Origin of the sequence: Persicobacter sp. CCB-QB2, from assembly GCF_001274635.1 — a bacterium.
Lineage (GTDB): Bacteria > Bacteroidota > Bacteroidia > Cytophagales > Cyclobacteriaceae > Persicobacter > Persicobacter diffluens.
This window is the reverse complement of record NZ_LBGV01000001.1, coordinates 1,728,706-1,743,676: the sequence shown is the minus strand read 5'-3', so window position 1 is coordinate 1,743,676 and position 14,971 is coordinate 1,728,706. Positions and strand designations below refer to the sequence as shown.

Genomic DNA, 14,971 nt, shown 5'->3' with positions numbered 1-14,971 from the left:
ATGTCAATAATTATTGAATAGAAATTATAAAGCTTTCTGGATTGGGGTTTGTGAGTAAGGTGTAGCATTTCATTCTAACTTGACCTCCAAGGAAAATTAAAATGATTGAAATGGATATCCCTTATTTTTAAATTCCAAAGGTATATCCTCTCAAAAAACACTCATCGCGCAAGCTTTCAAATTCCAGCTTTTTAAAAAACACGCTAAGCCGGATTTTACTGCTTAATTCCCCCTTTAGCTGCACGGCTGGAACAATGAAGGAACTTTTGCTATTTCGTGTTTTTTCCTCCAAAAAGGGGAATGAGGAGAACGCAAGCTCACTCGAATTAGAGCTATTCAAAAAACAGCGAAACAAACCACCAACCATCGACAATAAGTGATAAATTTCGGTTTTTTTAAGTCTTCCGGTGAATAATTCGGCTGAAGTTTTGCTGGTCATATTTGGCTTCCTCCTTGAAGTTGCCTTCATGGCTTTAGCGATGCATAGGGTTATTTTTTCATGATTTAAAATAGAAGTGTCTGATTAGTTGGGGGCTGGCAGAAGGGGAGTTCTGCGTAAATGTGATGCGGTATCGTAATATAAACCACTCACTGACGGTTTTTAGCTAGATTTTATTTGACAAGGCCGGTTGGTTTAAGGAAAATAAATTTTTACCACCTTTACCTGAGTTTTTTTTGCACCCAATTCATAATGGTTTCTTTAATTTTATTCCTGTAATAAGTGCGCGGTTAGGTCGCATCATTTCAAGCAATTTCGCATTAGGTGAAATTGACTTCATGTTTTTAGCGGTAGCGGGCCATTTTCTTTTAAATATACTGGTGCCGTTTTGTCAAGGGTGAAAACTCCCCATGTAGTTTAGGGCTATTCAACTAGCTAATATGGAACACTATTTTTTGAAAGCGTCATTTTATAAACCATTACCTATAGATTAGAATGAAAATGAGAACCCTATTTTTTCGAGTATTTGGATTTATCACTGTGGTGGCATTGACTGCAGCCAACCATTCCGATTTTTTTGACCGATTGAAAGCAGAGCGGGTGGAATCAGAAGGCGATATTGTTTGGAGCCAGGTGGGGCCCGGGAATGCAGGTTTCGCTAACGTCATGCGTTATCATCCCACCATTCCTCAGAAGGTAGCCACCATTCCTGATATGTGGAATGCCTATCAGTCTGACAACAATGGGATCAGCTGGTACCATATTACTGATTCAGATGGAAAGGGTGAGTTTTACCATATCCGTGATTTATATTATTCTCCTAAAGTACCGGAATTTGGTATCGCCATTAGTTCTGCTCGCATGTATCAGACCCATGATACAGGCAGAAGTTGGCAAATCGTGCCCAATTGTCCGTGGTATAAGCCCCTGGCAGATGGAGATGATCAGGAATCCTGGAAAAAGAAAGTCGCCTCCCTGGCGATTGATCCGAATGATGAAAATGTTTGGTTCGTGGGGGAGGCTCTTTTGTGCGGGGACAGGAGTGGTTGTCCTGTTATCAAACCGTATCGCAAGCGACACCGCATGGTAAAGAAGCCGATTTTCAGGGCGACCTTTGGCGTACCAAAGATGGTGGTATTAGCTGGGAATTGGTGAACACCGGCCTTCCGGCCAAAGCGCAAGTGGGCAGAATAATCGTGAATCCCACGAATTCCAATCAGGTGTTTGCAGCTTCTAATTACGGTATTTTCCGTTCCAATGACGGGGGAGATAGCTGGGCTTCCATTGGTGAGCAACTGGATAATGATATCATCATGGATATGGATTTTTACTATGATGAATCACGTCAGAAATTTATACTTTATTTGATTGACCAGGTGCAGTTTGTGGCCGCCGGAAATACCACTGCCTGCACGGGTGGAATTTTCCGTTCCGAGGATAATGGAGCCAGCTGGATCAAAATGAATGGGGATATTGGGCTGGATATTAACCGGCTCACAGGAGGAACACCAGCAAGTTATTATAAATTTATCGCCTCCTGGTTTGGCATTAAGGAAGCCGAGGCCAAAGCTCAGTATTCCGAATTGCCTACAGCGGCCATGCAATTTTTCTTTATGCTGAGTGCAGATCCTAGCCGGGAAGGCGCTTTGTATGTAGGATTTGCTGATCCTCAAATTGCGAATTCCTTTGTTCCAGGCCGATTGTGGACTACCAGTGATAATGGTGACCATTGGGTGAATACGGCCAGATTGGGGGAGCATGTTTGGGAGAATGATAAGGCTTATTGGGAAGAAAGAGATAACCCATGGCATGAGAATATGGTGGTAGGGCATGAGTCTCCGCATTTCCAGTTCGGGAATAATTATGCGCTACGCTCTATGCGCGGGCTTGATGTCGGCGTGGATGGCAGTGTGATGATCATTTCGGATCACAGTACGATGTTGAGTACGGATCATGGTGCCAGCTGGACGCAGGTAGATGAGGATTATACGGAGGGAGGCAGTATCATCGGTCGCGGAAACAGTAATTTGCCTGGCCTCACTATTGGGCAGGACAAGCGATTGGATTATATGGTGTTGGGCTCAGGCGAGCACCGGGTATGGATACCGACCGCAGACAGTCCGGATGAGCGCCAGGCCATGAAATTTATTGAAAGTGCACAGGAAACGGTGTCCAATTTGGCCTTTGATCCTTATGATGCGAACATCATTTATGCCACCTCTAACCGACAAGCCGAGAAGCAATATATTTATCGCAGTTCAGATGGTGGCTATCATTGGGAAAGGTGGGGTACGGCCACACCAGCGACCAATAAATGGCTGGATGATTTTTATACCAATGGTCTGACGATCGACCCCATCAATCCGCAATACATGTATCATGGGATCAACAAGATAGTAGATGTAAGTAAGGCAGATCAGGGGGGCTTTTTTGTGTCCAAAGATGGAGGGAAGACCTTTCAACAATCCAACAATGGCTTGCCAAACCCTGTGCGTATTAAGGACATCGCTTTTGATCCTCAGGACGATAGTCGGGCTTCTTTATTTGCCGCGGCAGAGAAAAATGCCTTTAACCAAGAATCCCCGGTGGCGGAAGGTGGATTGTACCATTCTTCAGACCGTGGTGCGAATTGGACTAAAGTGTCCACTCCTGCGGCCATTGGCGGAGTAAATGAAATTGCCATCGATCATGCTAATCGGATCTATATTACAACAGGCTACCGTGGAGGTGGTGCAGGCCTTTGGTATTCCGATGACTTCGGCGAAAATTGGGTGAATTGCTTCCCTTATGCCGGGGCGATTAGCGTAAATGTTTCTCCTTTCGATCATCACCTTTTAGTGGTGACGGTAGGCTTTTTGGAAAGAAATCCCGGCGTGTACGTGAGTCGTGACCGAGGGCTGAATTGGAAAAAAGCCAATACCGGAATCGTGACCCCACATCGGTTGGAAGAAATTGAATTCAGTATTTTTGATGCCAGCGAAATCTGGATTGCGAATTTGGGTACCGGATTTTATCAGGGATCTATTTCCGGCGGTGACCAGATTCAGGTGGTGCAGTTGGAACAACAGCATCTTGATATTCGGGAAGGGGTTGACCTGCAAATCGCTGCCAATATTATCCATTCCGATTATGAGGACGAAACCATCGAATGGAAAACAGAGAATCCTGCAGTGGTGACCGTGGATGAAAATGGATTGCTAAAGCCAGTAGGTAGGGGAAAAGCAAAGGTATATGCAACGGTGGCAGATGGCCGTTTTGCCGATTATTGTGAGGTGGTGGTGCATGAAGTGGTGGATCCGGGAGCGCCAGAACCTCCATTGTCTGCTGATCCTAAATCCGGTAAATTGAGCGTTGCCCCTGTGCCTGCGCAAGACTATTTTTCTGTTTCAGGTAATTCTTCAAATGGTTTATTGAGTTTGGTGAATATGAATGGGCAGAAGGTATTAGAGAGTGACGTCACTGAAAATGTAAATATTGCTCATCTCCCGGTTGGGCAATATCTGGGGGTGATAGAGGTGGATGGACTGGTACAGACTTTTAAGTTATTGAAGGATTGATGCTATTTTAGCGCCTAATCAATCCGATTTATTCATGCTTTAATCCTCATTTAACTGCTAGGCGGGAAAAATGAAGGGATATTTTTCCATTTCGAGTTTTTCCTAAGGAGGCAGGTGAATGAGGAGAAAGCTAGTATACCCAAATTTGGGTGATTAAGAAATTATCATAAGCTGACTGAATGATGGGCTGGGATTAAAGTTTTTTTTGGGTAGATTCCTGAGCCAGGTGAAGAATAATTTAGATTAACTTCACAGTTTTTGAGAATGGCTTGAATTGTGGAGTTGGTATAGATTGGAATGAGTATTATTTTACTTATTATTTTTTACTCAAAAAATGCGAGTCAATCGCTCGGTTTACCGTAAGGGGTTGAATAAGAGGTTCTTTTTTTGAGTTTTTTCCACCCAGTAAATGAAGGAGTAGAGTGCGAACTTACTCAAATTATAGCGATTAAAAAAAATAAAAAACCAATAGCAATTGATCGCTAAATAATTCCTTGTTTGGATTCGTTATTCTGATGGTGGGTAAATTGGGATAAATTTCAATCGAGGTATTAAAAAAAAACGACCAAAAGTGGTCGTTTTTTTAATGTCCATTTCTGAATTTAAAGATTGTTAAGCATTGTTTCTTGATTTGATAAATTTATTTTATCCACGGTACACTTTTCGGATGTTGTCTGATAATCCACTTCTGTAGTAAGTTGGGGAGGTCATCAAATATAATTGTTTTACCTGTTACCGGATTGATTAAGGCTTGCGGAAATGATATAGTGTATTTTTTTGTGTTACACTTGTATGTTTTTCCATTGTGGGAAATGTTAAACGTTTCATCCTTATTGGCTGTGTAATTCAATCCATTTTCATCATATAACGGAATTAGGATGCTATTTTTTCTAAACCTTAGATAAAGTTGCTTCGCTTTTGTTATTCTGAAGAGAAAATAAAGATGAATGATCCAGAGAAAGTGAATTTGAGAAATGCCAATGGAGGCCTCATTTGATATATTATGATCATCATTGAATTTTATGTCATATTTATCAAATGTTTGATTAGTGTTTGTTTCGAATTCGGAAATTTTTTCTTCTGATTTTATTTTTTCCTGACCTGGACTGGTAAGTATTAAATAGGTAAGTAATGCAGACGCAAGAAGTAAAAAAAGTATAGGCCAAAGTATTAGTCTAAGACCTATTTTTAATGGAATTGGTTTGATTGAAGTCATGGTTTTGTTTGAGAGTTTGGTCAATGATACGAATGAGAGACTAATTTTATGATAAAACCACATTATAATTTGATTAGATTATTTACGCAATTATCGTTTTTTGAATTGTGCAAATTTTTGTTTTGCGCATATTTTTAAAGTTCAAATAAATAATGAAATTATTTATTCATTGTAAATAGGATGATTAATATTGCGTAAACTTATTTTAATTTTTGCGCATGATATTTCCTCTATTATCAGAGGAGTAGAAAGGGACTGAGGGCGATAATTTTTTTATTTTGTTTTTCTGCGGGTCTTTTTGGTAAAGTTAATAATGTGTTTTAGGGTGGGAAATCGTTTGTATGGGTTAAAAATTTCTCTTTATCTGGATCTCATTCTGGAATTGTTAAATATTGACCACTTGGTGTGGATTTATGGCTAATTAAGTATTACGTCATGGTTTTTTAAGTATTGAGATAAAATTTTCCTTTTTTTTGATTTAACATCAATCAAATGTCGGGTCGCGTGAAATTAAAAAGGGCTTAAAAAAATAATCGATAACAATTTGCTTATGGCCCCTAAGGGGGTCTGGTATAGTGCGTTAATCTAATTTTAATAATAAAATGGAATAATATTTCGTCTTTCGGGTCAAGGTTAGAATACCATGTTGCGTTTTATGTTTTTGTCTTTGTAAAAAAATTCTCTCCTTTGTGGGGGAGAAGAATATAATGAAAGAATTAATAAATTTTGGTTTTACAGCCAATGAAATAACCGTTTATGAAAAGTTATTGCAGTTTGAACAAGCCTCTGCTACCACTTTAGCCAAGGAGGCAGGGGTCGCCAATTCAAAAATTTATAATTTACTCGCCAGACTGAAAGAAAAAGGCTTAGTGTTTGAGGTGGAGGGGGAAAAGCGCCTTTATCAGGCAAAAGATCCGGCAGAGGGTTTCCAGGGCTTGCAAGAGGAGTATCGGCAGAAAGGCCTGCTGTTAGAGCAATTAAAAAGTTTAGGCCGCGAGCTATTTCAGGCCAAAGGAGTACAGCAATCTGAACGGGTAGTGAAGGTGGTGACCTCCAAAACGGCTATCGTTTCTACCTTCAATCAGCTTTTTTTGGATGCCAGGGAAGGTGGGGTTGGTTTTATTAAAGGCCCCTATTTAATGGATTTGGATCAGGTTGCTCATCAGCCCAGTGCTATCGAGGAGAGCATAAAAAATGGGCTCCATTATCGGGCCATTTATGAAGTGGGAGATGAGCAACAGGAAAAAGTGCAACAGATAGCCAGTCACTTTCAGGCAAAAGGAGAAGAGGTTCGGTTGCATGATGAACTGCCTATGAAAATGGTCATTATTGACCGTGAAAAGGCTTTTATTGCTTTGGATAGTCCGGGGAGTTCTGGTACTCTGGCCATTTTGGTCAACCATCCGGTTTTCAGTCAGGTTCTTCAGGAGACCTTTGAACGGTATTGGGAACAGTCTAGTGAAATTTAATGCCTAATATTCTGAAATAGTCAGAATTATAATATCCTAATTTTAACCATTTACTTACTACTTATGGCACATCTTTTCAGATTTGTCCTGGCATTGTATTGTCTTTTGATAACGTGCAATGCCATGGGACAGGCCCAGTTTTCTATTGACCGACCGGGTCAGCATTTCATACCGGAGGCTACCGGCATGGATTTTCTCCAACAAAAGGCCAATACCAGACAGGCAGTGGGGGAACCGCAGTATATTGTCATGCAATTTTTCACGCCACCCACTCAGGCGGAAAAGGTTGAATTAGCCGCCAATGGCATTTCCCTGAAGAACTATATTGGTGGTAATGCCTATTACGTTCAATTGAGCAGTGCCCAATTCCGCTCTTCTTACACTAACAAAAATATTAGAACGGCTTTTGAAAGTAATCAGCTTCGAAAAGTGGCGCCTCAGTTTCTGAATGATTCTCTCAAAACCAACACCTTTGACCTTGTGAAAAAGGGAATGGTGCATGTGATTAAAGACGTTCCGGAAGCGCAGGTTTTGTCCACCTTTAAAGAGATGGGCGTTCAAAAGGTCAAGCGACTGAAGGGCTTTGACTTATATGAGATTAGTTTTTATGAAAATCAATTGGATCAAATCGCTTCAATTGATTGGCTGACGACCCTGATGCCCCTTACTCCTGAAAGAAAGTCTTTGGATATCACCGGACAGAAAATGTCCGGAATTATGAATGGCAAAAGGAATTACGGAGGGCTCAGAGGAACCGGGATAAATATTGGGGTATGGGATACCAATGTGACGGATCATACTGATCTGGGCTCCCGCGTAAATGCGAATGAGTTGGAAGATCATACCAATTTTCATGGAATGCATGTTACCGGTATTATGGCTGGTGCAGGGGTGATTAATCCGGCATTTGAAGGAATGGCGCCTGGGGCAAAAGTGGAAAGCTGGAATTTTAATGTAGGTCGTAATGGCTTGCGTGAATTTGAAGAGATGGCAATATCCGCCAAAGAAAAGGAAATAAAGATTACCCAAAATTCTTATGGTTATAACAACCCACTAGGGGTCAAATTTCCTTATGGTCCAACGGAATACGGCCTTGATCAGGTGGCGAATGATTATGCGGATTTATTACATGTATTCGCCTGTGGGAATAGTAATCGACAGAAGGACCAGGCGGGCAGTGAAACTTATTCCACGGTTTCCAACTCTTCCAAAAATATGCTCTCGGTAGCCAATTTGGATTATACGCGTGCCTTGAATTGGTCGAGTTCCTATGGGCCGGGGCATCATGGTATGCTGGTGCCACATGTAGCCGCATTGGGGACTAATGTGTGGTCTTTACACTTATACGATAAGTATGCTCCAGCGACGGGCACCTCCATGGCTTGCCCATTGGTATCCGGAGGTGCTGCCATTTTAATGGAATACTATAAGCAGCAATATGGGGAGCAGCCTGCTTCTGCTCTCATCAAGGGGTTGATTTGTAATACGGCTCATGATATTGCCCAGCCGGGACCAGATTTTTATTCCGGTTTTGGAGAAATTAATGTAGAAAAGGCGCTGAAGAGTATTGAGTTCGGCCGTTTTGAGCAAGGTGCCGTAGAGCAGGGGGAAGAGTGGACTTATCGGTTTACGATTCCTTCAGGCCTATTAGAGGCTAAAATTATGCTGAGTTGGCTTGACCCTGCTTCCATTCCCACATTGGGCAACCCTTTGGTGAATGACCTGGATTTGGAGATCCATGGTCCATCAGGAATTCAACTACCATTGGTGCTGGATCCGCTGAATCCGGATTTTGAGGCCAAAGCCGGTGTAGACAGAATAAATAATATCGAGCAAGTAGTACTCCAACAACCCGCTCCGGGGCAATACACCATTAAGGTGAAAGGATATAGCGTTCCGGAAGGTCCTCAGGAATTCTATGTTAATATGGATTATGTGGAAAGTGGCTTGAATTGGGTGTATCCTTTTGAAGGGGAAAATCTTACTTCCGGAGCAAATACCTTTTTCCGTTGGAATTCTACTAATCATGATGCTCCAACAAAGTTGTATTTTTCTGCTAATGGGGAAGATTATGAGTTATTAGCAGAGGCTGCTGCAGGACAAATGCAGGCCATTGCTGTGCTTCCTGATGTGGTGAGTGATCAGATGCATTTACGGTTGGTGCAGGCAGGAGAGGTTCGGGAGGTTTCCGGAACCATTATGGGCAGAGTGCAGGAACTACAGGTAATTCGGGAGGAAGGCAAACCTGTGCTTTCCTGGGAAATGATCCGCGGAGCCAGTCATTATGAAGTATTAAAATATGAAACCGATAGCTTTCAGTTATATAAGAAGGTGGCTTTTGACAAGTTCAGCCTGAGCCTGGAAGAAGTTACTTCCGGGGATTGGTTTGCAGTGCGAGCCATACAAGAATCTAACGGTATTAAAGGCCTTCGCTCTTTGGCCATTCAGGTGGAAGATGCGGCACCTATGACCACGCTTAGTTGGCCAATTTCGATGGACTTTGAATCCGAGGAGCATCGCCCCTACTTTCAGGGTTTGGGCAATGCAAAAAATGGCCCTTTTGCTCAGGCATTGTATGGCGCTCAAGACCCTGAAGTTTTCAATAGCAAGATCCTTCTACTTACCGGAAATTCTTCCATTGGAAATGAGGCCTGGGTGGGGGCAACGGAAATCGGCGATTTGGAGAATCAGGTACTGAATGCGAAAAAAGCCTTTGAAAATAACCAGGCCTTCCTGAGCAAGGCGGTGCTAAAAGTCAAAGTACCCGAGAAAATCAATAATCCGGTGGTGAAGTTTGATTTGCTATTGTTATCCGCCTATGCGGATGCCACCTATTTCCGTTTGACGGTGAACGGTAACCCATTGAGTAATACTTTGGGCCAAAGTTATTTCCATCGACAGTCTTTTGCTGATTATGAGGCCTGGCCGGAGATGAATCCTAATTTTAGATCGGTACTCAAGATCGAACAACCAGTTTTTAGTTTAATGGCTTATAAAGGGCAGGAAGTTGAAATTGGTTTTGAGGCTATTTGCCGTTCAATGCGTGCCACCGACGGGGGAGATTACTATGGTGCTGAGGTGAAAATAGATAATATTATCCTGGAGGATTTTGTAGGGGGTAATAACCTTAAAATTGAGGATTTCACCCGATTGGTTTCCGGCCCGGGAGAAAGTAGTCAGGAGGTAGAGATGCAAATTACCAACTGGGGAGATATGGCTGCCATGAGTCTGGATTTTAAATGGGAGTTATTGGATCGGCAGGAGAATGTGGTGAGTTCTTACAATGAAATGGTGCATCAGGTGATTATGCCGGGCTTTGGTTATCATCATAAATTCCGTAGGCCCGTAAACATGGAAACGGTAGACGAATCATATCAGATTCGATATTCCGTCACTTCCAATTTGGGGACAGTAAGTGAAACTTATGGCCCCGTGGATCGCTATGGAGACTATTTCAGATTGGGGGTGAAAGATTTTCTTGGAAGTCTTTTGAGTCCGAAAGTTAACCAGGAGTTATATATTACTGATTTAGGAGGCAGGATTTATAATTATGATGCCGGCCATGCGGCAGGCTACCCAGTGGCTCCAAAAAATCAAGGGAAACGTATCATGCTGGAGGTTCAGGAACTGGACTTGGCAGAAGGTGACCGACTGATTATTCTGGATGGTGCTCGATACGGCATATATGAGGAGCATATTGTATTGGATTATGTTGGAGGGCAGGACTTTGAACTGGGGCAGCAGGTGGTTTCTACCACTCCCAGTGGTCAAATGACCATCATTTTTATCTCCGCTGAACTATCGGAGGAGCGACAGGAAACTGCTCAGGGATTTGTGATCAAAGCGACCGAGGTTCCTCCCATGTATACAAAGGACTTCTCGGTAGAATCTGTGCGGGCCGGAGAGTGGTTTTATGATTATCAGTCTACTCTAGAAAACAAATACCGGGTATCATTTACTTTGGGAGTAAGTGGTAGTGAAAATTTATATGAATTTGATGCCCGATATTTTGTTGATGGGGTACAAAAAGGCGAAGCGCATTTCGCAAGATCAGCAGGTTTGGATTATAATAGAACCACGAGCTTTACCTTTATGGATGATTTGCTTCCAGCGCTGAGCCCGGGCGAGGAATATGAAATTATGGTGGAATTGATGGTAGAGGATGAAGTGCCGGAAAATAACCGTAAAACTTTCGTGTTGAAAATGGAAAATGATCCGGCACCAGAAACTTTGGAGGAAGTGTATATTGCCAAAGCCAGTATTGGTGATTTCTATTTTAATGAAAATGGCGGCCAGCCAGACCAGGAGTTTACCAATGATCAGTATGGCTATCAGGATTTTTCCGATCGGATGTTCCATCTGGAATATGGGCAGAAAAAAGAGCTGGAGGTGATTTTGGATGGATATCTGGCAGGAGCCATGAAGCCGGTAGTTTTTGTAGACTGGAATGAGGATGGCTATTTTTCTATGGAAGAAAAAATGCGCATGTATCAGGACCATGATTATGACCATCGCTACTATGGCTATTTGGAACCGGAAAAAATTGGCGGTGCTACTGGGGTGAAAGTGATGAGAATAGCCGCAATGAGTGAATATTTTTCAGGGGAAGTGGCAAATGACTATCGTATCGATTTGCGAGGGACGCCTTACAACCATGACATTCGTCTGGATTATTTAAGTACGAAACACAGCACTTTTCAAGACGAAAATCTGGAGGTGAAAATCGGACTGATGCAGACCATTCAGCCGGAAGAAGATGTAGATATCGTACTGCAACTTTTCGATGAGTTGGGTAGAAATCATAATGATGATTATTCCTTTTATTATTTTGATGATACCCTTAAGGATATCACCATGGAGATGTTTTATGAAACGGCTTTTCAAATTCCTTCGGAAAATTTTAAGTGGAGTGGAGGGAAAAGCATGACCTTGTTGGCAACAGTTTTGAATGAGGAAGATGGCTATTTAGACAATAATTCCGCTTCGGCGTCTTTGAAAGTACTTTCCAAAAGCCAAAAAAACTATCTGTTAGCCTCTAATGGAGGAATCCTGTTTAGATGGGATAGAAAAGAGCCCCTGAAAAGAGATCGCCTGAAGCTGTTTGATGCCAAGTCTAAAATTATTTCAACCACTTGGGCGAGTAATTTCAGGCCAAATGTACAACCAAAGCTATATGGTTTGTCCGAACGGACTTATTTGGCGGCTCCTATGATTTTTGAAATTGACCCCTATAATGGAGCTGTAATACGATTGGCCGAAGATTCCCTGGCATTTAAAGATTTAAACCTCTTTGAAATTGCCTATAGTCCAAAGTGTGACCAGCTATACGCAATAGGATCATCAGCAGGTAAGTACACCATGTACAGGATTAACACTAGTGATGGGGCACCTGAATTATTGATTGCCAACCTTCAAATGAATGCGGGGGCTCGTTATGCCGGAATGGATGTTGATATGGACGGTACACTCTATTTGCTCGATGCGATCAACAATGAAATTGTGACTTATAGCCCGGATGGAAATGGAGGATTTCTAAATGAAGCAAAAACGTATTGTGTTTTAGAAAGAAATTTGCTTTCCAGCCAGGGAGTTTATTTTGATCGAAAGGATGGTCATTTGTACATCTATGGCAATGAAGTGGTACAGACGGCGGCCGGGGAAGATGTTGTCAATCGTGTATTCCGATTAAATGAACAGGGTCCAAAACCAAAGCTTGAGGTATTAAAAGATTTTGCTGAGCTGGATGGACGACAGTTGGTCGGAATGACGCATGTTGCCAGCGAATCTTACATACGGGCTACCCAGCACCCAAGGTCCTTCCAGATTGAGGGGGCTTATCATACTACCATTGACCATGAAAAGGGAAATATTTTGATTTATTTGCCGGAAGAAGTTGCTGAAGAAAGTGTTCGCCTTGATTTTAAATTGGGGAACGATGGGAAGTTCATCGATCGGAGCTCTGGTCTTGTTCAGTCGGGTCAAACGGTTAATCTGAACAGACTAAAGGATAATTTTATCTTTCTAGATTTTTATGGGAATATAGGATTTAGGTCATCAGAATGGATTTCAACACTGGAGCCTTCTTCTACCATGGCGCTAGCAGGTGAAAGTGCTCGGTTGGCGTCGGTACCCTTTAATCGGGGAGATGGAAATTTACCTGCTTCTGATAATTGGGCTATGCATATTTTTAAGGGCGATTTTTCTAATGAATTTAAGCGTTTTGACCTTTTGGTAATGGATAATCCGATATTGGATCAGGATATTATTGGCGAAATTTCAGGACAGAGTATTTATTTGGAATTACCGGAAGGTATAAGTCCGAAGAGTTTAGTGCCTGCTTTTGATATAAGTGAGTATAAACAGGTTTTGGTAAATGGGAAGCTTCAGCAATCGTCGAAGAATATTGTAGACTTTAGTGCCCCTGTAATTTATACGGTATATGATGATCTCAAAGAAATGTATTTAGAATACATTGTCTTTGTGAATTATGCTCAAAATTCAGCCGCTGATCTATTTACTTTTGGAATTGCTGCCGAGGGACAATCGGAACTGGAAAGCCCGATTCAGGCTCAGATTGAGGGCAATGAAGTCCAGCTTGACCTTTCCTCTCTTGGTCAGTTTGAATCCTTATATCCTTACTTTACCATGTCTGAAGGTGCTGAATTATTCTATAAAGGATTGTCATATCCATCTGATGAACATCCTTTTGATTTTAATCATTTTGATGGCTTTAATATCATTTCTGAAGATGGGCAGCAGGAAAATTCCTTTACCTTAAAGGTGAAGTTCTTCCTGAGTGAAGCAGCTGACTTATTGCGATTTGCTTTGCAGGCACAATATAATGATGCCTTGCAAGAAGATGTGGAAGCAGAAGTGGAAGAAGGTAAAATCAAAATGGACCTTAAGTCCCTTTTGGGCGCACCTTTACAATTAATTCCTTCCTTTGAAGTTTCAGAGGCTGCCAGTTTAATGCTGGATGATGCAGAAGTTTTATCCGGTGAAACGATTATCAATTTTTCAGAAGTGGAAAGTCTTCACGTTTTGGCGGAGGATGGGCAGACTTATAAAACCTATCAGTTGGAAATTGACGAACACGTCCTTCAGGTGAAGCCTCAGATAAGCTTTGCCCGGATCTACCCAAATCCGGTAGTAGATCAACTGAATGTGGAAGTATCAGGTGCCTTTGAATGGAGAATTCGGGATATGGCAGGTCGTTCGCAGATGAAAGGGACCAACCGTGATCGTAGTGCCTTGTCTTTAGCCCCCTTATCGTCGGGTAGTTATATTTTAACCATTATTCAGGGGCAAAAAGTGAATCATTTTAAAATCCTGAAGCAATAATTCAGTGGAGGAGTATAATTTAATGATAGTTTAGATACAGTTACCTTCGTAATTGCTGTTAGTGAAGCCGGTCTTGAGGATCGGCTTTTTTTGTTATTTACATCATCCGAATTATGCATGCTTTCATTCTCCCTTAGGTGCACGGAGAGAAATAGGAAGGAATAATTCTCTCTTTCGAGTTTTTTCCAAGGAATCAGCTTAATAACATAGTGGCTAGGGTGTTTTTCAAATTCCAATCCATCCCTGGTGGAATAGGTAAGTGTACCACCTAAAGCGGTTAAATTGACGTATATTTGAAATTCTGGAAAGGGAAAAAGCGGCTAACTCAAAAATTTTTTAGCGAACCAGTCATACCCCTTATTATTCGGAGGAGCCGGAATCAGGTCTCCTTTGTCATCATCCTCCCTGCATGCGGGGAAGGTGAAACTTCCACAGTATAACCGGTAGTCGATTTTCTGCTTTGAACAAAACTACTTAGTCCAAGGGGTTTTGTGAACCATTTTAATTCCTGATCAATAGCGGTTAAAAACGACCTGACACATCATCATTATAACCTTTTGAGGAAAGGGGTACAGATTTCGGAGTCATTTACAATCTCAGTGTCGGTTACGGATGGCAGAAATGAGGAGAAAGGCATATTCTAAATCTGAACATGGCTGAATTCCGGCAGCAGCAGTTTTTCCGGTCCGATGTGAGTGCGGAATGTGATAAAATCCTCCATAAGGGTAAAATTAGCACCGAAGATATTTTTGTTGATTATGCCGTTAGCGCAAGACGGGTCAGCTGTCTTATTTTTTGACACTATCACAACCTGTATGCTTATACATTTACCCCTCCTTAAGGCCTTGGTTTATTCTGTTCTCCCCAAAACTTACTGGTAAATTTCACATACCATTAGATCGTTATGAAGCGTTTTCAATGTCCTTTCCTAACAGGAGAGGGATGTTTG

Annotated in this window: 5 protein-coding genes; 4 read left to right on the top strand and 1 reads right to left on the bottom strand. The window is 41.9% G+C overall.

The genetic code is table 11. The features are described 5' to 3' along the window. Positions 1-940 precede the first annotated feature (940 nt). The gene (locus tag NG22_RS18100) at positions 941-1,594 is read left to right on the top strand and encodes a hypothetical protein (RefSeq protein ID WP_253275657.1); all 654 of its coding nucleotides are present in this window, start codon (positions 941-943) and stop codon (positions 1,592-1,594) included. Next, the gene (locus NG22_RS07875; RefSeq protein WP_253275720.1) at positions 1,591-3,996 is read left to right on the top strand and encodes an Ig-like domain-containing protein; all 2,406 of its coding nucleotides are present in this window, start codon (positions 1,591-1,593) and stop codon (positions 3,994-3,996) included. Before NG22_RS18100 ends, NG22_RS07875 begins: the two co-directional genes overlap by 4 nt. Before the next feature lie 640 nt (positions 3,997-4,636). Here the strand turns inward: NG22_RS07875 and NG22_RS07870 are convergent. Beyond that, positions 4,637-5,212 (bottom strand): hypothetical protein, encoded by a 576-nt coding sequence (locus NG22_RS07870; RefSeq protein ID WP_053405244.1) that lies wholly within the window; start codon positions 5,210-5,212, stop codon positions 4,637-4,639. Between the two features lie 707 nt (positions 5,213-5,919). Here NG22_RS07870 and NG22_RS07865 point away from each other — a divergent pair. Together NG22_RS07865 and NG22_RS07860 are read left to right on the top strand one after the other, a co-directional pair. After that, a complete protein-coding gene (locus tag NG22_RS07865) occupies positions 5,920-6,681 on the top strand; it encodes a TrmB family transcriptional regulator (protein WP_053405243.1) in 762 nt (253 codons plus the stop codon). Positions 6,682-6,744: 63 nt separating this feature from the next. Continuing rightward, entirely contained in the window at positions 6,745-14,022 is a 7,278-nt protein-coding gene (locus tag NG22_RS07860; RefSeq protein ID WP_082305019.1) for a S8 family serine peptidase, read from the top strand. The last annotated feature ends 949 nt before the right edge of the window (positions 14,023-14,971 follow it).

Coding starts and splice junctions, on each gene's coding strand:
- NG22_RS18100 (WP_253275657.1), top strand. CDS start 941: ATGAGAACCCTATTTTTTCGAGTATTTGGATTTATCACTGTGGTGGCA.
- NG22_RS07865 (WP_053405243.1), top strand. CDS start 5,920: ATGAAAGAATTAATAAATTTTGGTTTTACAGCCAATGAAATAACCGTT.
- NG22_RS07870 (WP_053405244.1), bottom strand. CDS start 5,212: ATGACTTCAATCAAACCAATTCCATTAAAAATAGGTCTTAGACTAATA.
- NG22_RS07860 (WP_082305019.1), top strand. CDS start 6,745: ATGGCACATCTTTTCAGATTTGTCCTGGCATTGTATTGTCTTTTGATA.